A 21,523-nucleotide genomic window follows, 5' to 3' on the forward strand; every position below is an offset into this window, starting at 1 on the left:
CATGGCCGCGACCCGCAAAGCCCTGGAGAAATACCGCCGCATCGTTATCAAGATCGGCTCGGCTTTGCTGGTCGATCGCAAGACGGGCCTGAGAAAACAATGGCTTGACGGCATGTGCGCCGATATCGCCGCGCTGAAGGCAAGCGGCATCGATGTGCTCGTCGTTTCCTCCGGCGCGATTGCGCTCGGACGCACGGTGCTCGACCTGCCTTCCGGCGTGCTGAAGCTGGAGGAGAGCCAGGCGGCGGCGGCGGTCGGCCAGATCGCGCTTGCCCGCGCCTGGTCGGAAAGCCTCTCCACCGATGGCATCGTCGCCGGCCAGATCCTGCTGACGCTCGGCGATACGGAAGAGCGCCGCCGCTATCTCAATGCGCGCGCCACCATCAACCAGCTTCTGAAAATCGGCGCCGTGCCGATCATCAATGAAAACGATACCGTCGCTACGTCGGAAATCCGCTATGGCGACAACGACCGGCTGGCCGCCCGCGTCGCGACCATGACCGGCGCCGACCTGCTGGTGCTGCTGTCCGATATCGACGGGCTCTATACGGCGCCGCCCCATCTCGATCCCGCTGCGCGTTTTCTCGAAACCATTCCAGCCATCACCCCCGAAATCGAGGCAATGGCTGGCGGTGCGGCTTCCGAGCTTTCGCGCGGCGGCATGCGCACCAAGATCGATGCTGGCAAGATCGCGACCGTGGCGGGCTGCGCCATGATCATCGCCTCGGGTAAGACCGATCGACCCTTGCAGGCGATTGCTGAAGGCGCGCGCTCGTCGTGGTTTGCACCGTCCGCTTCTCCGGTGACGGCACGCAAGACCTGGATTGCCGGGCAACTGCTGCCGGCGGGCAGCGTGGCGATCGATGCCGGTGCGGAAAATGCGCTGGTTTCCGGCAAGAGCCTGCTTCCGGCAGGTGTGCGCGAGGTCACCGGTGCGTTCAGCCGTGGCGATACCATCGCCATTATCGGTACGCAAGGGCGCGAGATCGCGCGCGGACTTGCCGGCTACGATGCCGACGAGGCGCGCCAGATCGTCGGCCGCAAATCTTCGGAAATTGCCGCAATCCTCGGCTATGCCGGGCGCGCGGCCATGGTCCACCGCGACGACATGGTCATGACGGCTGCGAGACAAAAAGCCGAGCCGCAGGGGAGTGACGCTCATGCTTGACGATGCGCGCAAGAAGGAAATCCAGGAGATCATGGCGGTCATCGGCCGTCAGGCGCGCGCTGCCAGCCGGCCCTTGGCGATCGCCACGGCCGAGCGCAAGCATGCCGCCCTCGTCAGCATGGCCAGCGCCATCGTTGCCCGCAAGGACGAGATTCTGGCCGCCAACGCGCTCGATCTTGAAAACGCCCGCGAGACCGGCGTCGCTGCCTCGTTCCTCGATCGGCTGACACTGACGGAAAACCGCGTGCTCGACATGGCCAACGCGATCCGCGCCATTGCCGATCTGCCCGATCCGGTCGGCCACATCATCGCCGAATGGGATCGGCCGAACGGCCTGCATATCGAGCGGGTGCGCACGCCGCTCGGCGTCATCGGCGTCATCTATGAAAGCCGGCCGAACGTGACGGCCGATGCCGGCGCGCTCTGCCTCAAGGCCGGCAACGCCGTGATCCTGCGCGGCGGTTCCGACAGCCTCAATTCATCGCAGGCTATCCATGCCTGCCTGGTGCAGGGCCTGAAGGATGCCGGGCTTCCGGAACATGCGATCCAGATCGTGCCGGTCGCCGACCGTTCGGCCGTCGGCGCGATGCTGACCGGCCTCGGCGGAACGATCGACGTCATCGTGCCGCGCGGCGGCAAAAGCCTTGTCGCGCGGGTACAGAACGAAGCGCGGGTGCCGGTCTTCGCCCACTTGGAAGGCGTCTGCCACGTCTATGTCGACAAATCGGCGGATCTGGACATGGCGAAGACGATCGTCGTCAATGCCAAGATGCGGCGCACCGGTATTTGCGGCGCTGCCGAAACCCTGCTGATCGATCGCGCAGCCAAGGACCGCTTTGTCGTACCGTTGCTAACGGCACTGATGGAAGCCGGCTGCGAGGTTCGGGCCTGCGACGAGATCCGGGCGATGATGCCGGGTGTTATCACGGCGAACGAAGAGGATTGGGCGACTGAATATCTCGACGCCATCATTTCGGTTGCGCTGGTCGATGGCATCTCCGGCGCGATCGAACATATTTCCAAGTGGTCGTCGTCGCACACCGAGGCGGTGATCGCGGACGATCCCGCCGTCGTCGAGCGTTTCTTCTCCGAGATCGATTCGGCTATCCTTCTGCACAATGCCTCGACGCAATTTGCCGATGGCGGCGAGTTCGGCATGGGTGGCGAGATCGGCATCGCGACCGGCAAGATGCATGCCCGCGGTCCCGTTGGCGTCGAGCAGCTGACCTCTTTCAAATATCGCGTTCGCGGCAATGGCCAGGTCCGCGCTTAAGTGAACGATGCCGCCGTTGCTACCGACTATCTGAAGATGCCGCATGTCGAGCCGGGCATGCGGGTCGGCCTGTTCGGCGGCTCGTTCAATCCGCCCCATGCCGGCCATGAGCTGGTGGCCGATATCGCCCTTCGCCGCCTGAAGCTCGACCAGCTCTGGTGGATGGTAACCCCCGGCAACCCCTTGAAAAGCCGCAACCAGCTGGCGCCGCTTGCCGAGCGCATCGCTCTTTGCGAAAAGATCGCCCACGATCCGCGCATCAAGGTCACGGCATTCGAACAGGCGCTGGGGCAGAGCTACACGGCAAGGACACTGGAAAAGGTGCGCCAGAAGAACCGCGGCGTGCGCTTTGTCTGGGTCATGGGCGCTGACAACCTGAAGAACTTCCATCTCTGGCAGAACTGGCAGACGATCGCCAAAACCTTTCCGATCGCGGTTATCGACCGCCCCGGCGCGACGCTTGCCTATCTGTCCTCGAAGATGGCGAAAACCTTCGATTACGCCCGCGTCGATGAGGAGGATGCAGCAAGCCTCGCATCGCGGCCGGCGCCGGCCTGGACCTTCATCCATGGCCCTCGCTCGCCGCTGAGTTCGACGGCCTTGCGGGAAAAAACGGCATGAACCCATCGTCATGGAACAATGGGAACAAACCATCATTTATTTCTCATGTCTTGAAACATTAAGACATTGATGACTACATTTGGTGTGACGGTTCGCCCGACAAACGAATCGTAGTGCCTGTTCTGTTCAAATGGAAAGGAAAGACCCTGACAACAGCACACGCGAAGGGAAGTGTCACACGCATCTTCCCACCGAGCGCGGATCGTGGCAGCGAGCTTGCCGACCGTGCCCTTCACCTGGTCCTCTCTAGCCTTGAGGACTCGAAAGCGGAAGATATTGTCACCATCGACATTGCCGGTAAATCGGCGCTTGGGGACTACATGGTCGTGGTCTCGGGGCGCTCCAACAGGCATGTCTCGGCGATCGCAGATCACCTGATTTCCGATCTGAAGGACGAGGGCTATGGCAATGCTCGCGTCGAAGGACTGGAAACCGGCGATTGGGTTCTGATCGACAGCGGCGACATCATCATCCATGTCTTTCGCCCGGAAATCCGCGAGTTCTACAACATCGAGAAGATGTGGGCTGCGCCGGATATGGAAGACGGCCGGCTGCACTAGGCCCGCCTGACGGCCACGGAACGAAAGCCCGCTAAAGCGGGCTTCGGGACAGTGTGATCCTTGCGGCTTGCCGTCGGCTGCGATAGCGCGCGAGCCGGGCAGAAGATTGCGCTGCCATCAGTGACGAAACGGAGTGAAACATGCGGGTCGGTCTCTTTGCCGTCGGGCGCCTGAAGGCAGGCCCGGAGAAAGATCTTGCGGCCCGTTATCTCGACCGTTTCGCCAAGGCGGGACCGGCGATCGGCCTTGAGTTTTCCCGCCTTGCCGAAGTCAACGAAAGCCGCGCCTCCAGCGCCGATACGCGCAAGCGCGAGGAGGCCGGCATGCTGGAAAAGGCTTTGCCGGAAGGCAGCCTGCTGCTTCTGCTCGACGAGCGCGGCAAGGCGCTTGATTCGCAGGGCTTCGCCACCCTCCTAGGCTTCTTGCGCGACATGGGAAAACGCGACCTCATGATCGCCATCGGCGGCGCCGACGGGCTCGACCCCGCCCTCCATGCCCGCGCCGATGCCGTCGTGTGCCTGGGCAAGATGACATGGCCGCACCAGTTGGTGCGCATCCTGATCGCCGAGCAGCTTTACCGCGCCGTGACCATCCTCTCCGGTCATCCCTATCACCGCGTCTGACGCGCCTCATATTCGCACGAATTACTTTAGAAACCTCTTTCGAATGAGGTGCTATCCCACGAATTTCGTTGCGTAATCTCGCGTTAATCGTCGCGATGCTATCGTGCCTTCCGTGGCCGCCTGGATGAGTGTGGCATTCTCTTCGGAAGGATGGTCGTGAAAGGCGTTTCGAGCACTCCGCTGGCGGATGACGGTCCCGTTTCCTGGCGCCGCAGACTGACGGTCGTCCTCTGGACCGCCGTGCTTGCCGTCACGCTCTCCGGTTTCGTCGCACTCTTCGTACTTCTGCTGTCCGACCAGCGCCGCCAGGACTGGGAGCAGGCGGAAGTGGCCGCCAACAATCTCAGAATCTCCGTCCAGCGCGAAATCCTGCAGACGTTCAACGGCGCCGATCTGGTGCTGATGTCGGTGCGCGAACTGTTGCGGGGCAATCCCGATTTCCGCTTCGATCCGCAGAAGCGCCGCGCTTTCCTCGGCGGCTCCGGCAGCGATGTCGGCATCGGCGAAATCTACGTGCTCGACGCCAAAGGCGATCTGAAGCTCAGCTCGGAAACAAGCCCCCGCCTACGCACCAATTTCGCCAACGAGCCGTTCTTCTATTCCCACGAGCGCACCAAACAGGACCTGCTTTTCACCGCAAAGACCGTCGGCGTCTCGCCGATGAAGGATGCGGCCGTGATCCTCAGCCGCCGACTTTCTGACCGGAACGGCGCCTTTGCCGGCGTCGCCGTCTTCTCGCTCCGGCTCTCGAGTTTTTCGCAGCTGTTCCGCTCGCTCGAACTCGGGAAAAAGGGGACGATCAGCCTCTACGGCACCGATGGCACACTGCTCTTGCGCGCGCCGGACATGAAGGGCACCATCGGAACCAACTATGTGACGACGCCGATTTTCTGGCGGCTGGCGACGGCCACTGCGCCCTTTGCCATGCCGTCGGCAATCGACGGCGTCGAACGGCTCTATAGCGCCGGCAAGGTCGATGCCCTGCCATTGATCGTCTCGATCGGCCTTTCGGTCGATGAAATTTATGCGGGCTGGCTGACGCTGGCGTCGATGACGGCCATCTCCTTTGCCTCGCTTGCCGGTTGCGTCGTGTTCCTGTCGATTATGCTGGCACGGGAACTGCGCTTCCGTCGTGAAAGCGAAATGCGCTACCGCCGGCTCGCCCATATCGACGACCTGACCGGCCTCTTCAACCGCCGCCACTTCGATACCTGCTTCGAAGACTGCTTTGCCGAAGCGCTCCAGACGGCGCGCCCGCTCTCCATCGTGATGATCGATGTCGACCGCTTCAAGATGTTCAACGATTTCTACGGCCACCAGCGCGGCGACGATTGCCTGCGGCTGATCGCCCGAACGATCCGCCAGCGCCTGCAGCGCGCAACCGATATTGTCGCCCGTTACGGCGGCGAGGAAATCGCCATCATCCTGCCGCAGACTGGAGCGGAGGAGGCTGACCGGATCGCCGAAGACGTGCGCCAATCGATCGAGAAACTGGCGATCGGTCATGCGCAATCGAGTTTCGGCATCGTCACCGCCAGCTTTGGCGTCGCCACCTTCGACCCGACCTCCTCCGAGCCGCTGCACCGGTCCACCGAGCTGGTAGCCTCGGCCGACGAAGCTCTCTACGGCGCCAAACGCAGCGGCCGCAACCGCGTCATCAGCCACGCGGTGGTCAAGACCGGTATCCCTGCCCTTCCCCCCGCCGACGAAGCCGAACGGCTGGCCCTTGTCGAGACGCTCCTTGCGAACCTGACGCCCACTGTGCGCCAGTCACTCGACCGCATCAGCCAGATGGCCGCCCAGGCGCTTGGCACCAGCCTTGCCGTCGTCACCGTCGTCGATGCCGAGGAACAGCGTTTCCTCGGACGTTTCGGCATCGAACTCGAATCGACGTCGCGGGACCTCGCCATCTGCTCCCATGCGCTCGGCTCGCCGGAGACCATGATCGTGCTCGATGCGGCGCGCGACGTCCGCTTTGCCGGCAATGCGCTCGTCAAGGGCGAACGCGGGCTGCGCTTCTATGCCGGAGCACCCCTGAAGGAGCCGAAGACCGGCGCGACGATCGGCACGCTTTGTATCGTCGATACCGTGGCCCATACCGGCTTTACCGGCGAGCAGCACAAGCTTCTCTCCGGCTTCGCCGCCATGGCGCTGGAGCAGCTCGAAAGCTGCCTTGAGCCGGTCGAGGATTTTGCTCCGCCACGCAGCGCCGCCGGCTGAAGCCGCATCCTCAGATCTCGCGGTCCCGCCGCCATCCGGCTGCCGCAATTGCGGAAGATGGCTGTTGGAGCGAGGGGCAAATCAGCTTAGATTCGAACCGGCAACGGACGCGGCGCAAGACGGCATGACAGGGATCGAGGGTAACGGCACGAAAACCGGCAAGCCGAAGGCTGCCTTCGCAGCCGTGCGCGCATCAATGATCGCCGCCTGCCTCGTTGCGATCACCCTTCCGGCCATAGCACAGCAGCAACCCGCCCCGCAGCAGCAAACCTCAGTCGATCCGCAAGCCGAGCTTTCCCGCCGCCGCGACGAGACCCGCGGCGAACTCGATACGCTGTCGAAATCGATCACGCTCTCGCAGGAACGCGCCGCCGCCCTCGAACAGGGCATCGCCGAGATCGAAAAGACCAACGAGACCCTGCGCGCCGCCGTGGTCGAATCGGCCGGCAAGCGGCAGGCGCTGGAGCAGCAGATCGTCGATGGCGAAAAGAAGCTCAACGACCTGCGCGCTCGGGAAGACGCCGTGCACGCCTCGTTGCGCGCCCGCCGCGGCGTGCTGGCGGAAGTGCTGGCCGCGCTGCAGCGCATGGGCCGCAACCCGCCGCCTGCCCTTCTGGTCGCGCCGGAAGATGCGCTAGCCTCGGTGCGCAGCGCCATCCTGCTCGGCGCCGTCGTGCCGGGCATCCGCAAGGAAACCGAAAACCTCGCCGCCGACCTCAAGGCGCTCTCGTCGCTGCGCATCGACATTGCCGCTCAAAAGCAGACCCTGACCGACGACATGACGGCGCGCATGGAAGAAGAGCGGCGCATGTCGCTGCTGATGGTCGAAAAATCGCGGCTGCGCGACAAGAACGCTGAAGAGCTGGCCGCCGAACGCCGCAAGGCGGAAGAACTGGCCGCCAAGGCGACGAGCCTCGAAGGCCTGATCGGCTCTCTGGAAAAAGACATTGCCTCGGTACGCGCTGCAGCCGATGCGGCCCGCGCCGAAGCCGAGCGCCAAAAGCAGCTTTCCGACGCCGAGCGCGAAAAGGCCCGCGAGCTTGCCCGCAACGCCGTGCCCGACAAAAACCGCATTGCACCTGCATATGCCTTCTCGGATTTGCAGAAGAAGCTTGCCTACCCTGCCGCCGGCACTCCGGTTCGGCGGTTTGGCGATGCGGACGGGACGGGCCACAGTCTTCAGGGCATGATGCTCGAAACCGACGCCGGCGCAGTGGTCACCGCACCATCGGATGGCTGGATCGTGTTTGCGGGCTCTTTCCGCAGCTACGGCCAGATGATCATCCTCAATCCCGGCGACGGCTATCACGTCGTTTTGTCGGGAATGGAGGCCGTCAACGTGCAGCAGGGCCAGTTCGTCGTCGCCGGCGAACCACTTGCCGTCATGGGGGCAAAAAGAGTGGCGAGTGCAGCTGCATTGGCGCTGGAAACGGACCGGCCAACGCTTTACATTGAATTCAGAAAAGATGGAAAACCGGTTGATTCCCGACCTTGGTGGACCGCTCAAGACACCGGAAAGGCACGCAATGATTCGTAGGGCATCACTTGTTCTGGTCGGGGCACTGATGGGTGCGACCGCCATGGGCGTGGTCTACTCGGCCACCATCCCGGCCGTGGCCGCCAATCCGTCGACCTATCGCGAACTGGCGATCTTCGGCGATGTTTTCGAGCGCGTGCGCGCGCAATACGTCACCCCGCCGCAGGACGACAAGCTGATCGAAAACGCGATCAACGGCATGCTGTCCTCGCTCGATCCTCATTCGAGCTACATGAACGCCACCGACGCGGAAGACATGCGCACCCAGACCAAGGGTGAATTCGGCGGTCTCGGCATCGAAGTCACCATGGAAGACGACCTCGTGAAGGTCACCAGCCCGATCGACGATACGCCGGCTGCCCGCGCGGGCGTTCTCGCCGGCGATTTCATCTCGAAGATCGACGGCCAGGACGTGCGTGGCCTGAAGCTCGAGGAAGCCGTCGACAAGATGCGTGGCGAGGTCGGCAAGCCGATCAAGCTAACCATTCTGCGCAAGGGCGCCGAAAAGCCGATCGAGTTGACCATCGTGCGTGACATCATCGCAGTGCGCGCCGTCAAGTTCCGCACCGAAGGCGATGTCGGCTATGTCCGTGTCATCTCCTTTACCGAGAAGACCTATGACGACCTGAAGAACGCCATCGAAAAGATCAAGGCGCAGGTCCCGGCCGACAAGCTGAAGGGTTATGTGCTCGACCTGCGCCTTAACCCGGGCGGCCTGCTCGATCAGGCGATCAACGTCTCCGACGCCTTCCTGGAGCGTGGCGAAGTCGTTTCGACCCGCGGCCGCAATCCCGACGAAACCCGCCGCTTCAACGCGACGCCGGGCGACCTGACGGATGGCAAGCCGGTGATCGTGCTGGTCAACGGCGGCTCGGCTTCGGCTTCGGAAATCGTCGCCGGCGCGCTGCAGGACCTGAAGCGGGCGACCGTTCTCGGCACCCGCTCCTTCGGCAAAGGTTCCGTCCAGACGATCATTCCGCTCGGCGAAGCCGGCGCGCTGCGCCTGACGACGGCGCTCTATTACACGCCGTCGGGCAAGTCGATCCAGGGTACGGGCATCTCGCCCGACATCAAGGTGGAGCAGCCCCTGCCGCCGGAATTGCTCGGCAAGGTCGAGGCGACCAGCGAATCCAGCCTGCGCGGCCACATCCAGGGCCAGAACGAGACCGACGAAGGCTCGGGCTCGGTCGCCTACGTGCCGCCGGAAGCCAAGGACGACATTCAGCTCAACTACGCGCTGGACCTGCTGCGCGGCAAGAAGACCGATCCGGCCTTCCCCGCCAATCCGCAAAAGGCCGAACTGAAGCCCTGATCCGGCGATCCCGCCCTGAAATTCCAAAACCGCCCGGCCTCGCGCCGGGCGGTTGATTCTTGACAGGCCGCACCCTTCGCGGCCAGATGCCAGCCTCCGGTCGACAGAGCTTCACCCTTGGGAACAGATCTCAACGCGCCACTTGGTCAAAATCGCAAGCCGCGTTCGCCGAGGAACTCCGACGCGGCCTCCCGCACCGTCTTTTCCTTTTCCCGTCTCGCTGTTTTTTCCGGCGTGATCGCCCTTGCGGGTGTCTCCCTTTGGGTGGCGCTGTCGCCTTCGGCCTTACGCAAGGCAGAGCCGGAAACGCAGGTTGTCGCCGAGAAGGAAGCGCCCGCCGACAAGCCGGCCAGCGGTAACGGTGATAAACCCCGCAAGGGTCAGCAGCCAAGCGGCGCGATGTCAGGCGCCAATGTCGAGCGCACGGTGACCGACAACGGCGCCGTCGTCACCAAATACTCGCCCAAGCAGCGCGATGGCGAAGGTCCGGCCTTCATCCAGGTGGACAAGAAGGGGCAGGACCCGCGCATGGCGGCGATCCCCAACGACGACCTTTTGGAAGACAGCCCCGACGGTAAGCTGCCCATCATCGGGCCCGATGGCCTGCGGCCGATGGACCAGTATGCCCGCCCGTGGTCGGGCACGCGCGGGGTCCGTATCGGCCTCGTCGTAGGTGGCCTGGGCCTCAGCCAGACCGGCACGCAGAATGCAATCCGCACCCTGCCGCCGGACGTGACGCTGGCCTTTGCCGCCTCCGGCAACAGCCTGCAGCGCTGGATGCAGGAGGCTCGGCGCAAGGGCCACGAAATCCTGCTGCAGATCCCCTTCGAACCGTTCGATTACCCGGCAAACGATCCGGGTCCGCTGACGCTGACCACCGAAGCCGGTGCAAAGACCAATCTCGCGCTGCTGCACAAGTCGCTCTCCGAAATCACCAACTATACCGGCATCATGAATTTCCTCGGCGGCCGCTTCCTCTCGGATGCGGATGCATTGGAGCCGGTCATGCGCGATCTTTCCAAGCGCGGCCTGCTGTTTCTCGACGACGGCACCTCAGCGCAGTCGCTGTCGGGAACGCTGGCGGGAACCCTGGACGTGCCACAAGGCTTTGCCGATCTCGTCGTCGATGACCAACTCGATCGTAGCGCGATCCTGAAGAAGCTCGACGAACTGGAACGGGTCGCCCGGAAAAACGGTCAGGCGATCGGCGTCGCCTCGGCCTTCGACGAAAGCGTCGGCGCGATATCGGATTGGGTGGATGAGGCATCCGCGCGCGGCATCGAGTTCGTCGGCGTTTCCGCACTCGTCAAGGACCCGCAGCAGCAATAGGATATTGTACCAAAAGAAGGTGAGGGCGATGGGCAAGGATAAGAACAAACCGCTGAAGGCCGAGGATCTTCCCTATCGGCCCTGTGTCGGCATCATGGTGCTGAATGCGGACAAGCTCGTCTGGGCCGGCCGCCGCATCGCCATCGGCAATTCCGAATATGACGGCTCGCCGCAGCTCTGGCAGATGCCGCAGGGCGGCATCGACAAGGGCGAAGACCCGTTGAAGGCCGCCTATCGCGAGCTTTACGAGGAAACCGGCATGAAGAGCGTTTCTCTGCTTGCCGAAGCGCCGGGCTGGATCAATTACGATCTGCCGGACCACCTGATCGGCATCGGCCTCAAGGGCAAATATCGCGGCCAGACGCAGCGCTGGTTCGCCTTCCGCTTCGAGGGGCCGGAAAGCGAGATTGCCATCGATCCGCCGCCGGGCGGCCATGTGCCGGAATTCGACCAATGGGCCTGGAAGCCGATGCGGGACCTGCCGGAGCTGATCGTTCCGTTCAAGCGCAAGGTCTATGACGAGGTGATCGCAGCCTTTTCCCATCTGGCGGCCTGACGGTCCCCGTCCATCCTGAAACGCCGCGCCCTTTCGGACGCGGCGTTTTTATTGGACAAAACCTCAGATGAAGCTGAAGTCGCTGGTGGAGAGTGTCTTGACGTTCTGCAGGATAGCGACCAGTTCCAGGTCGGCATCGCTGCCGCTGCCATCGGCATCGAACCAGAGCCGGCCATTGTCGCTTTCGAACAGGAAGGTGCCCTTCGTGCTGGTGGCGACGGGATCGGCACCGACGACCAGCGTGACCGTGGTATCGCCGGCGGCGATATGGAAGTCGCTCTTATCGATGACGAGCTTGTCCTGACCTCGGGTGAAGTCGGTGATGACGTCGCCTTCGCCGTCACGACCGCCAAGATCGAAGACGAACTTGTCGTTGCCCTTGCCGCCCGTCAGCCAGTCGTCGCCGCCACCACCGTTCAGGATGTCGTTGCCATCACGACCGTCGAGAACGTCGTCACCCTTGCCGCCGTTCAGCGTGTTGACGGCGGCATCGCCGCGAATGTCGTCATCCGCTTCGCTGCCGTTGATGATCTCGATGTTCTTGACCGTGAGACCCAGGGCCATGCCCTTGTTCTTGGCCTGGTTCATCAGGTCGATCACGACGGAGGTAGCGCCGGGGCGGAAATCGAGCGTGTCCGTGCCGGCGCCGCCGTCGAAGACATCCTTGCCGAGTGCATCCGTCCGCAGCAGGGTGTCGTTTCCGGCATCGCCGAACAGCTGGTCGTCGCCATTGCCGTCTTCCAGCCTGTCGTTGCCGGCACCGCCGCGCAGGATGTCGTTGCCGATATAGCCGAACAGGTCATCGTCGAGGCTGCTGCCGGTGACCGTGTCTTTGCCCTTGCTGCCGTAATAATTAAGGGCTTCGAAGGCAGTGAAGGACGTCGCCGGATCGACCGTGACGGTGCCGGTCGAGAAGGTGAAGGTGATATCCTTCGTCTGGTCGCCGGCATCGATGGAGATGCGGTCGGTGCCGATGCCGCCGTCTGCCTTGTCGCCGATGCCCATATAGACGGTATCGTTGCCGGCGTCGGCATAGACCGTATCCTTGCCGCCATTGAGCTTCGGCCCGTCGGCCCAGATCGTGTCGTTGCCATCACCGCCCCGCAGCGTATCGTTGCCGATACCGCCGATGAGGGTGTCGTTGCCGCCGCCGCCGGTGAGCGTGTCGTTGCCAGCGCCGCCCCGCAGGTCGTCGCTAAGGCTGCCGCCAGTGAAGACGTCGTTGCCCGTGCCGCCGAGGAGTGCGACGCGCTCGATATTCTTGACGGTGACCGGCGCATTGGTGACGGTGACCGAGGGCGACAGCACGAAAGTCAGGCCGGCCGTATATTTGCTGAAGTCGATGCTGGCAAAATCGGTGCCCGCACCGCCGTCGAGTGTCAGCTTGCCGGTGGAGGCGGAGCGATAGAAACTGTCGTCTCCTTCACCGAGATTGACCGTGTTATGGCCGATCGACGTACCGGAGAGGCTGTCGCCGACCGAAACGAGGTCGTTACCCTTGCCGGCATCGATCGTGTTGGTGCCGCCGGCATCATAGATCGAATCGTTGCCGTCACCGGATTTCAGGCTGTCGTTGCCGTCACCGCCATCCAGCTTGTCGTTGCCGATGGTGCCGATCAGCGTGTCGTTTCCGTCGTAACCATAGAACTCGACGCTCTTGGCCGAGCCGACCGACTTCACCACGTCATTGCCCTTGCCGAAGGAGACGACGTAGTTTTCGAAGTTCTTCAGGCTGGTTCCGTCGCTGATGGTTGCGGTGGCGCCTGTGGCGCTGAAGGTCTGGCCAACCGTGGCGGAGCGGCGGTCGACCAGGACAGTGTCGGTGCCATCACCGCCATCGGCCTTGTCCGCGCCACCGTCACCGAGGCTGACCTTGTCGTTGCCCAGACCGGCCACGACACTATCCGCACCGAGGCCGGTATAGACGTAGTCGTTGCCAGCCCCGGCATCGATCGTATCGTTGCCGGCACCGGAATCGATGTTGTCGTCACCGCTGCTGGTCTTGATCGTATTGGCGCCGGTGCCGGTTGCGACGATGGTATAGTGTTCGAAGCCCTTGAAGGTCGTGCCGCCGGCCAGCGTATTGACCTCTGTGGAGGCCTTGGCGGTGAAATTGGCGGTGAAATTCTGGATCACAAGCCGATCGCTACCGGCGCTGTCGGTGATCGTGTCCTTGCCTTCGCCGTAGGTATAGGTGACGGTGTCGTTGCCGGCGCCGCCCTCGACGATATCGTCGCCCTTGCCACCGTCGATCGTATCGCCGTCATTCTCGCCATAGAGCTTGTCATTCCCGGCGCCGCCATCAAGCGTATCGCTTCCATTACCGCCATAGAGCGCGTCGTTACCCTCATCGCCGACGATCCAGTCGAGATCATCCCCGCCGTAGAGCTTGTCGTTGCCGATGCCGCCGTCGAGGGAATCCATGCCCTTGTCGCCATAGAGCGTATCGTCACCCTCGTCCCCGGATAGGAAATCGATGCCGTATCCGCCCCGCAGCGTATCGTTGCCGATACCACCTGACAGCATGTCGAAGCCGCGCCCTCCCGAAAGGGTATCGTTGCCCGCGCCCCCGACAAAGAAATCGGAATAGTTGCCACCGGTGATCGTATCGTCGAAATCGCTGCCGGTGATCCAGAAGGATTCGACATTGGTGGCCTGCACGCCACCCGTCAGCGTCTGCGGCGAAATCCAGTCCTTGATGGTGATGTTCAGCTTGGCCGTGGCCTCGCTATAGTCGATGACCAGCCGGTCGGTGCCGGAGCCGCCATCGGCGATGTCGCCATTGCCGTTGGCGTACTCGTTAATATTGATCGCGTCCTGACCGCTGCCGCCATTCAGCTTGTCCTTGCCAAGACCGCCATCCAGATTGTCGTTGCCACTATTACCGTTGAGCGTGTCGTTGCCGGCTTCACCCATGATGGTATCGCCCTGGAATGAGCCATCGGCGATGTCATCTCCTTCGCCACCCAGGATCATGTCCGATCCCATGCCGCCATTGATCTTGTCATTGCCCTCCAAAGCCATGATGGTGTCGTCTTCCAGATCGCTGCCGATCAGCGTATCCGCGTTGATCGTACCCGTGATGTACCGCATATTAGTCTCCTGGACTGTTTCAACGAATAGGGCCACCGTTCGCAGACCCGGTCGGGTCAGCGGTGCAAGGTTTTCGATCCTGCCAGGAATGAGCCAAGCGCCGCTGCGTTGGCTCGGGTCAACTATGACTAGACTGTTCCATCCATGGCGGATTTCCTCCGGTGGCCTTTCCGGTTCGAAGGTTCCTTCTGACCGGATGCTTTATGGGTAACGCGGGTGAGAGGCCGTTCGTGTTCCCATGGGAACAGGCGAAAAAGCGGGAAATTTCGTCCGCGATGCAACACGGAATCGCGGATTGGCATCAGGAGATGCGGCGACTTACAGGTTTCGTCCGCCGGACTGCTGGCATGGAAAAGCCCGCCCAGCAGATGCCGGACGGGCTTGGCAGACGTCTTTAAAAAACTTATTCCGACTCGACCTGATTGGCCGGCGCCGAGTTGAGCTGGCCGTATTTCTCCGCACCGATCGACTTCAGGAGATCGAGCTGGGTTTCGAGGAAATCGATATGGCCTTCCTCGTCCATCAGCAGTTCCTCGAACAGCTTCATGGAAACGTAATCGCCAGCCGCATGACAGATATCGCGGGAATTCTTGTAGGCCGTACGGGCATCGTATTCGCCGGCGAGGTCGGCTTCCAGCACTTCCTTGACGTTCTGGCCGATGCGCAGCGGCGCGACCGTCTGCAGGTTCGGATGGCCCTCGAGGAAGATGATTCGGGAAACCAGCTTGTCGGCGTGCTGCATTTCCTCGATCGATTCGGCGCGTTCCTTCTTGGCGAGCAGCGTAAAGCCCCAATCGTCGAGAAGGCGATAGTGGAGCCAATACTGGTTGACCGCACCGAGTTCGAGATAGAGCGCTTCGTTAAGCTGCTCGATGACTTTTTTGTCGCCTTTCAATGTCCGCTCTCCTGTTTTCTTCATGGAATTTTTTGAGGCGGCTCATGAAATCAAATATTTCGACGTCCGTCGAGTCACGGCCGGCATGATACTGCTCGGTCGTGCGGATGATGATGTCGATGACATTGGGGAAACAGCCGCAGCAACGGCCGCGCTTTTCCATCGCGTGGTAGACCTTCGCAGGCACGATCAGCTGCCAACAGTCTTCATCGAGAAGGCTGATGATCGTCTCTTCGATCTCTTTATCGGTGATATAATTGCAGCTGCAAACCAGCATTCGTTCTGCCCGTCATACACAAAGCACTGAATTTTTTCATAGAGCAAAAGAGGATATTTATTGTCAACTAAAAATCCCCACATGGATTTTCCCGGCATCGATTAGATCGATTCTAAACTTGATAGAAAACATCGTGTTTTCATTTGCTTATGGAAAAGCGGCTGGCAAATTCACCTCCCTGATCTCCATCGACTCACCGTTTCTTGATCGAAAGAATTTCTACACGTTTTGTTACAGCGCCATGGGCCACCCGCTTTAGAGCGCCGATTTGCCCGTTTATCCCTGTCGCCATCAATGGAAATTGCGTCCTTTCGGCATGACGGCGGCAGGCGCATCGGCGGGGATGATACGTGGGGTCCGTTTCTGCAGGGATTGCCCGGTTGCCTCATCCGCTTTCCGGCCGTCAGGGTCCCCGATGGGTGACGGATCGAGAAGCAAGCCGAGCATGGGCGTCAGGTCTTCCATGTGCTCGGCCACGACGTGCTGCACGCCGTCCTGGCTTTGCAGCTTGCCGGTTATCTTCACCAACCGTGCCCCGAGCACGATCGTCCGGTAGCGGCCGAAGGTCGCTTTCCAAACGATAGCATTGGCGATGCCGGTTTCGTCCTCCAGCGTCATGAAGATCACGCCATTGGCCGAGCCCGGCCGCTGACGCACCAGCACGATGCCGGCAATCGTCACGCGGCGGCCATTCGCGACAGTAAGAAGATCCCGGCTTGCCAGGATGCCCATCCGCGACAGCCTGTCCCGCAGGAACGAGACCGGATGCCCCTTGAGCGACAAGGTCAGATGGCGGTAATCCTCGATCACCTCCTCGCCAGGCGGCATGGCCGGAAGCCTGGTGTCCGGCTCGCACTGCAGGTCTTCATGGCCGGCCATCTCGAAAAGCGGCAGTTTTTCGGCCGCACTTTTCCCGTCGAGCGCCCGCACGGCCCAGAGCGCCTGTCGCCGCGAAAGCCCGAGGGAGCGAAAGGCATCCGCATCCGCCAGCCGCTCGATCGCGGCCCGCTCGAGACCCGATCTCAACCAGAGTTCGCGGATCGACGCGTAGCCTTGGCCGCGGCAGGTGACGAGCCTTCCCATATCGTTTTCGGAAAGGCCGGTGACCAGGCGAAAGCCGAGCCGCAGGGCATGGCCCGTGCGAATGACGCCGGCCATGTTCTCGTGTCGGCAATCGATGGCTTCGGGATTGAAAGGGGCCTTTTCGAGCAGCGTGTCCCAGCCCGAAGAATTGACATCCACCGGCCGGATCTCGACGCCGTGCTCGCGCGCGTCGCGCACCAGCTGGGCCGGCGGATAAAAGCCCATCGGCTGGGAATTCAGGAGGGCCGCGCAGAAGACATCCGGATAATAGGCTTTGACCCAGGAGGACGCATAGACCAGCAGCGCGAAAGACTGGGCGTGGCTTTCGGGAAAACCATATTCGCCGAAACCTTCGATCTGCTTGAAGCAGCGCTCGGCGAACTCCCGTTCGTATCCCCTCTTAACCATGCCGCCGACCATATCCTGCCGGAAGGAATCGATGGTGCCGGTTCGCTTGAAGGTGGCCATGGAGCGGCGCAGCCGATCGGCCTTGGCAGGCGAAAACCCGGCCGCGGTGATCGCGATCTGCATGGCCTGCTCCTGAAACAGGGGCACGCCCAATGTCCGCGCCAGAATGGGACGCAGCTCTTCCTTCGGAAAAGGCGTTCTATATCCGGGCTTGCGCGCCGCTTCGCGCTGCTTGAGATAGGGATGGACCATGTTTCCCTGGATCGGCCCCGGCCGGACGATCGCTACTTCGATCACCAGATCGTAGAATTTTCGGGGCCTCAGCCGCGGCAGCATGCTCATTTGCGCCCGGCTTTCGATCTGGAAGACGCCGATCGTATCGGCCCGGCAGATCATGTCGTAGACTTCCTTTTCATCCGGGTGCGTGGCATTGCCGAGATCGGCGAGCGTCTTGGTGACGCCGTAATGGCTCTTCAGCAGCTCGAAAGCCTTGCGCATGCAGGTCAGCATGCCCAGCGCCAGAACATCGATTTTCAGGATGCCGACACTGTCGAGATCGTCCTTGTCCCATTCGATCATGTAGCGGTCGGGCATCGCCGTCTTCATGATCGGCACGACCTCGTCGAGCCGGTCGCGGGTGATGACGAAACCGCCGACATGCTGGGTCAGGTGCCGCGGAAAGCCCATCAGCGTCGAGGCATGATGCAGCACATTCCGTGTGGTGGGATCGGCGATATCGAGGCCGGCGGCGCGTGCATCCGCATCCGTCAGCTTTTCCGTCCACCAGCCGCTGACCGCATGGGAAATCGCCGACTGCACATCCTCGGAAAGATCGAAAGCCTTGGCGACTTCGCGGCCGGCCGAGCGGCTGCGATAGGTGGTCACGCCCGCCGTCAGGCCGGCATGGGCGATGCCATAGGTCTTGTAGATATACTGAATGACCTCCTCGCGCCGCCCGTGCTCGAAATCGACATCGATATCCGGCGGCTCGTCGCGATCCATCGAGAGAAAGCGATCGAAGAGCAACGTGCTTTTGCCGGGATCGACCTCAGTGATCTCAAGGCAATAGCAAATGACTGAATTGGCCGCCGAGCCGCGGCCTTGGCAAAGGATCTTGAGTTCATGGCGAGCATGCTTGACGATCTTGTAGACCGTGAGGAAGTAGGGGGCGTACTTCTTCTCCTTGATCAAATCCAGTTCGTATTTAATCTGGCCCAGAACCTTTCCGCGAATGCCTTCCGGATAGCGTTCGGCAGCCCCCTCATAGGTTAAGCGCTTGAGGGTCTCGAAGGGGTGTTCGCCATTGATGCTTTCGTCGGGATAATTGTGGCTGATCTCTTTCAGTGAAAAAGACAGCCGGCTAAAAAATGCTACCGTATTGGTGACCGCCTCGGGATAACGGCGCAGGAGCCGGGCCATTTCCTTTCCCTGCTTCAGGTGCCGTTCGGCATTGGCGGAGAGGCGAAAACCCGCCTTTGCGATCGGTACACCGTCGCGGATGGCGGTCACGATATCGGAAAGCGGGCGGCGGGTCGGACCATGGTAGAGCGGCTGGTTGGTCGCGATCAGGGGAAGACGATGCTTGTCCGCAAGCTGGGCAAGATGCGCGAAAACCAGCGCATCCCGCCCGTCATAGGCTGGAGAAAGCGCGATCCAGAGCGTCTTGGGAAAGCGCTCCCGGATTTGCCGCACATGATCATCCAGCTCTTCGAAACCCGATGTTTCAAGCACGGCGGGGGCATGGGGGGCGATGGCCAGCATGATCCCGTCGCCCCATTCGATGAGATCGGACAGATAGAGGATGCAGGAACCCTTCTCGGTTCGCAGGTTTCCGGCACTCAGCAATCGGCAGAGGTTTCCCCATCCCCGTCGGTCCTGCGGAAAGGCGAGGATATCCGGCGTACCATCCGAAAAGACCAGCCGGGCACCCGGCTGAAACTGGCCGACAGGTTTGAGGGGCGGGCCTTCCGCTTTTTCCTTCTCAGTCCGGGCGTCGGGATTTCTGTATTTCTCATCGAGCACCTTCAGCTGCCGCCAGGCCCGAACGACGCCGGCGACGGAATTGCGATCGGCAATGCCGAGGCCCGCAAGGCCAAGGGCCGAAGCCGCCATCACCATTTCCTCCGGATGGGAGGCCCCTTCCAGAAAGGAGAAATTGGTGCGCGCGGCGATCTCGCAATAGGCGATCCCCGCGCTCATGCGAAAATTCCATGCACGAACCAGCGCGGCTGCGCGCTGTCACCGTAAAAGCCCTCGCGGTAGATCCAGAAACGATAGCCCTGCTCGTCCTCGACGCGAAAATAATCCCTGACACGATCACCTTCCAGACTGCTCCACCATTCCGGTTCGATCCGCTCCGGGCCTTCGCTGCGGGTCATGCGGTGCAAGGCGCGCCGCCAACGGAAACTGCCGGGCGGACCATCGGGAACCTCACTGGCAAACGCCTCCATCGGCTCGGGAGACTTAAGGAGCCGGAGCGGCCGGTCTGTCGCGGGGAGGGCGGCTTCGACGGCCTTCCCCGCCCGGATATGGTCCGCAGCCGGCACGGCGAGAGCGGCTTTTTCGGGAATATGGCTTTCCTGAAGATGGAAGCCGTTGAGGCAATCCGGCCCTAGCCGGGCCGCTACCCGGTCGATGAAATCAGGGAGGGATGTCTCGCTCTGTTCCTTACCGGCAAAATCGCCCTGGCGCATGCTGAAATCTTCATGGTTCAGCACGTTCAGGCGCAGGATTTCGAAGCCGAAACCGGCATCGAGATCGTCATGTATGGCAGTCAGGCGTTCCGTGAACAGCTGGCCGATACGCGCTGGATCGCGCAAGGGCTGGGAGGCGCCGACGACGAGGCGCAGGACCTTGCCATCGACGCGGAACAGCACCAACTCGAACAACCGGCCGCCGGCACCGCGGGCTTCCAGTCCCGGCTTCAGGGAGGCGGCGAGCCGGCCGGCGAGATGAAGGACATCGTCCTGCGAGACGATCGGCTCGGCCAGCCGCCGTTCCGCCGAAAGACTGGCGATGGCCCGCCGGGGAGAGATCGGCTCTTCCTCATAGCCGAGTGCCTGATCGAGCCGCTGCATCAGCCGGATGCCGAACCGCCGCACCAGCGGCGCCCGTGGGGCCGTGGCGAGATCGCGGATGCGTTTCAGGCCGAGCTTGCTCAAGGACGCGACGAGGTCCGTCTCCAGCCGCAAGGCCTGAATGGGAAGGGGCATCAGGATATCGCGCGGATCATCGCCGATGACACCGCCACGCCCGAAATGGGCGACCGCCCAGGCAAGGCCGGGCGAAGAGGCAATTGCTCCGCGAACGTCAAAACCCATATGAAAGAGGCGCGAGAGGACATCGTTCAGCAGGGCTTCCTCGCCGCCGAACAGATGGGTGCAGCCGGTGATATCGAGAAACAGGCCGTCATCGGCATCCTGCGCGACGAGCGGGGTATAACGATCACACCAGTCGGCAATGGACAGCAGCAGGTCGCGGTCCCCAGCCGGGTTTTCCTCGGCGATTTCCAGTTGCGGGTAAAGCGCGCGCGCCTCGGTCAGCCCCTGATGCCGGCGCAGGCCAAGCGCTTCTGCCTTCTCATCCAGTGCAGTGAGCCGCAGCGTATTGTCGTAGCGGCCGACGCAGGCAATCGCCGGGACGTCAGGACGCCCGGTCGAACGCCAGGACGGTCCCCATTTGCTGCGGGCGATCCGGTCCGTGGGCAGATGCGGAAAGCCGAGCGCCAGAATGCGTAAGTGTTTCGTCCGGGATAACAGCAAATCGGCGGTCATGGGGGTTCCACTCCAAGAGAAGGGAAAGGGGAGCCGGGCTTCGGCTTTTTTCGAGGGTCAGGCGGAAAACGGGATTGCCGATGCTGCCTTCGAGTTGCCCGCCGCCGGCCAGAAGGCGAGGGCGGGCAGGGGCGGGCTCGGCGAGAAACCGGCAGGCGGCACTGCTTGCCTCTTCCTCACCGCCTTCGCGCAGCAAGAGAAGGGGCTTGCCCGCGGCCTTGGCCTTCAGGCTGAGACGGCGGCTTTCCGTCAGACCGAAATGGGCCGGATTGCCCCGAACCTCGAAAATAACGGCGCAGAAGGCGCCGCTTTCCATCGCGGCCTCGGCCAGCCAGAGCGCATCGTCGAGCTTGCGCGGCGCCGCATGAAAAAAGCCGTGCCGTGCAAGGCCGAAATGAATGAGGCCGACGGCATGGGGCAGGCCCGCTTCCATCGTTCCCACCGTATCGCCGATCCACAGAACCGGGGCGAGGGACCGGCCGGAGCGCACCTTCTCCTCGGCCTGCATGCGAGCCGCCAAAGCGGTGGTGAAACCGCTGGCGGCACCGGCATCCACCAGAAGCCGGCAGCGGATTTCGCTCAATCCCTGTAGCGGAATGCCGCCGCCCAGCGCCTCATCGAGGCTATCGACGCCGAGGCTGAGGTGACGGACGGTTTGCGTATCGTTGCGAAGCGGCGTTTCCGAGAGATCGGGCACGGCTTTGCCTTCCAGCCGTGCGATCGTTTCACGGAGCGTAAAAAGCCGCTCACGCGCCATGGCCGTGCCAACCATGACGGTCTCCAATTCAGATTGTT

General features: G+C 62.2%; 16 protein-coding genes. 10 read left to right on the top strand and 6 right to left on the bottom strand.

Annotated elements, in window-relative coordinates:
* Nucleotide 1: 1 nt before the first annotated feature.
* The 10 genes from proB to ASC86_RS17625 all read left to right on the top strand — a co-directional run bounded on the left by proB (nucleotide 2) and on the right by ASC86_RS17625 (nucleotide 11,199).
* Nucleotides 2-1,168, top strand: coding sequence for a glutamate 5-kinase (gene proB / locus ASC86_RS17580; RefSeq protein ID WP_056323975.1), 1,167 nt, complete (start codon nucleotides 2-4; stop codon nucleotides 1,166-1,168).
* Entirely contained in the window at nucleotides 1,161-2,441 is a 1,281-nt protein-coding gene (locus tag ASC86_RS17585; RefSeq protein ID WP_056323977.1) for a glutamate-5-semialdehyde dehydrogenase, read from the top strand. Before proB ends, ASC86_RS17585 begins: the two co-directional genes overlap by 8 nt.
* Nucleotides 2,442-2,477: 36 nt before the next feature.
* Nucleotides 2,478-3,062 (top strand): nicotinate-nucleotide adenylyltransferase, encoded by a 585-nt coding sequence (locus tag ASC86_RS17590; protein ID WP_056324323.1) that lies wholly within the window; start codon nucleotides 2,478-2,480, stop codon nucleotides 3,060-3,062.
* A gap of 113 nt (nucleotides 3,063-3,175) precedes the next feature.
* Nucleotides 3,176-3,622, top strand: coding sequence for a ribosome silencing factor (rsfS, locus tag ASC86_RS17595; protein WP_056323980.1), 447 nt, complete (start codon nucleotides 3,176-3,178; stop codon nucleotides 3,620-3,622).
* Nucleotides 3,623-3,762: 140 nt separating this feature from the next.
* Nucleotides 3,763-4,245 carry a 23S rRNA (pseudouridine(1915)-N(3))-methyltransferase RlmH gene (gene rlmH / locus ASC86_RS17600; RefSeq protein WP_056323983.1) on the top strand — a complete coding sequence of 161 codons (483 nt, stop codon included), beginning with the start codon at nucleotides 3,763-3,765 and terminating at the stop codon, nucleotides 4,243-4,245.
* A 156-nt stretch (nucleotides 4,246-4,401) separates the two neighbouring features.
* Complete coding sequence (locus tag ASC86_RS17605) at nucleotides 4,402-6,465, top strand: diguanylate cyclase (protein ID WP_162245016.1); 2,064 nt, start codon at nucleotides 4,402-4,404, stop codon at nucleotides 6,463-6,465.
* A 196-nt stretch (nucleotides 6,466-6,661) separates the two neighbouring features.
* Nucleotides 6,662-8,002: a murein hydrolase activator EnvC gene (locus tag ASC86_RS17610; protein ID WP_056324326.1), complete on the top strand. Its 1,341-nt coding sequence runs from the start codon at nucleotides 6,662-6,664 to the stop codon at nucleotides 8,000-8,002.
* Nucleotides 7,992-9,314, top strand: a complete 1,323-nt coding sequence (locus ASC86_RS17615; protein ID WP_056323988.1) for a S41 family peptidase — start codon at nucleotides 7,992-7,994, stop codon at nucleotides 9,312-9,314. Before ASC86_RS17610 ends, ASC86_RS17615 begins: the two co-directional genes overlap by 11 nt.
* A gap of 117 nt (nucleotides 9,315-9,431) precedes the next feature.
* Nucleotides 9,432-10,643: a divergent polysaccharide deacetylase family protein gene (locus ASC86_RS17620; protein WP_056323991.1), complete on the top strand. Its 1,212-nt coding sequence runs from the start codon at nucleotides 9,432-9,434 to the stop codon at nucleotides 10,641-10,643.
* A gap of 28 nt (nucleotides 10,644-10,671) precedes the next feature.
* On the top strand, nucleotides 10,672-11,199 hold the full coding sequence (locus tag ASC86_RS17625; RefSeq protein ID WP_056323993.1) for an RNA pyrophosphohydrolase: 528 nt from the start codon (nucleotides 10,672-10,674) through the stop codon (nucleotides 11,197-11,199).
* Between the two features lie 63 nt (nucleotides 11,200-11,262).
* Here ASC86_RS17625 and ASC86_RS17630 read toward each other — a convergent pair whose 3' ends face one another.
* The 6 genes from ASC86_RS17630 to ASC86_RS26695 all read right to left on the bottom strand — a co-directional run bounded on the left by ASC86_RS17630 (nucleotide 11,263) and on the right by ASC86_RS26695 (nucleotide 21,500).
* Nucleotides 11,263-14,292, bottom strand: coding sequence for a calcium-binding protein (locus tag ASC86_RS17630; protein WP_200943832.1), 3,030 nt, complete (start codon nucleotides 14,290-14,292; stop codon nucleotides 11,263-11,265).
* Between the two features lie 403 nt (nucleotides 14,293-14,695).
* Nucleotides 14,696-15,187, bottom strand: a complete 492-nt coding sequence (gene bfr, locus ASC86_RS17640) for a bacterioferritin (RefSeq protein ID WP_056323999.1) — start codon at nucleotides 15,185-15,187, stop codon at nucleotides 14,696-14,698.
* A complete protein-coding gene (locus tag ASC86_RS17645; RefSeq protein WP_056324001.1) occupies nucleotides 15,153-15,464 on the bottom strand; it encodes a (2Fe-2S)-binding protein in 312 nt (103 codons plus the stop codon). The genes bfr and ASC86_RS17645 overlap by 35 nt, the downstream gene beginning before the upstream one ends.
* Nucleotides 15,465-15,755: 291 nt before the next feature.
* Entirely contained in the window at nucleotides 15,756-19,154 is a 3,399-nt protein-coding gene (locus ASC86_RS17650) for an error-prone DNA polymerase (RefSeq protein WP_056324003.1), read from the bottom strand.
* On the bottom strand, nucleotides 19,151-20,716 hold the full coding sequence (locus ASC86_RS17655) for a DNA polymerase Y family protein (protein WP_280136987.1): 1,566 nt from the start codon (nucleotides 20,714-20,716) through the stop codon (nucleotides 19,151-19,153). Before ASC86_RS17655 ends, ASC86_RS17650 begins: the two co-directional genes overlap by 4 nt.
* Nucleotides 20,598-21,500, bottom strand: coding sequence for a hypothetical protein (locus ASC86_RS26695; protein WP_056324006.1), 903 nt, complete (start codon nucleotides 21,498-21,500; stop codon nucleotides 20,598-20,600). The genes ASC86_RS17655 and ASC86_RS26695 overlap by 119 nt, the downstream gene beginning before the upstream one ends.
* Nucleotides 21,501-21,523 lie beyond the last annotated feature (23 nt).

This window comes from Rhizobium sp. Root1212, from assembly GCF_001424985.1.
Taxonomy (GTDB): Bacteria; Pseudomonadota; Alphaproteobacteria; order Rhizobiales; family Rhizobiaceae; genus Pararhizobium.

Bases quoted from the DNA above. Each gene is read 5' to 3' on its own strand.
- proB (WP_056323975.1), top strand. From the start codon at position 2: ATGGCCGCGACCCGCAAAGCCCTGGAGAAATACCGCCGCATCGTTATC.
- ASC86_RS17585 (WP_056323977.1), top strand. From the start codon at position 1,161: ATGCTTGACGATGCGCGCAAGAAGGAAATCCAGGAGATCATGGCGGTC.
- ASC86_RS17590 (WP_056324323.1), top strand. From the start codon at position 2,478: ATGCCGCATGTCGAGCCGGGCATGCGGGTCGGCCTGTTCGGCGGCTCG.
- rlmH (WP_056323983.1), top strand. From the start codon at position 3,763: ATGCGGGTCGGTCTCTTTGCCGTCGGGCGCCTGAAGGCAGGCCCGGAG.
- ASC86_RS17610 (WP_056324326.1), top strand. From the start codon at position 6,662: ATGATCGCCGCCTGCCTCGTTGCGATCACCCTTCCGGCCATAGCACAG.
- ASC86_RS17615 (WP_056323988.1), top strand. From the start codon at position 7,992: ATGATTCGTAGGGCATCACTTGTTCTGGTCGGGGCACTGATGGGTGCG.
- ASC86_RS17625 (WP_056323993.1), top strand. From the start codon at position 10,672: ATGGGCAAGGATAAGAACAAACCGCTGAAGGCCGAGGATCTTCCCTAT.
- ASC86_RS17630 (WP_200943832.1), bottom strand. From the start codon at position 14,292: ATGCGGTACATCACGGGTACGATCAACGCGGATACGCTGATCGGCAGC.
- ASC86_RS17645 (WP_056324001.1), bottom strand. From the start codon at position 15,464: ATGCTGGTTTGCAGCTGCAATTATATCACCGATAAAGAGATCGAAGAG.
- ASC86_RS17650 (WP_056324003.1), bottom strand. From the start codon at position 19,154: ATGAGCGCGGGGATCGCCTATTGCGAGATCGCCGCGCGCACCAATTTC.
- ASC86_RS26695 (WP_056324006.1), bottom strand. From the start codon at position 21,500: ATGGTTGGCACGGCCATGGCGCGTGAGCGGCTTTTTACGCTCCGTGAA.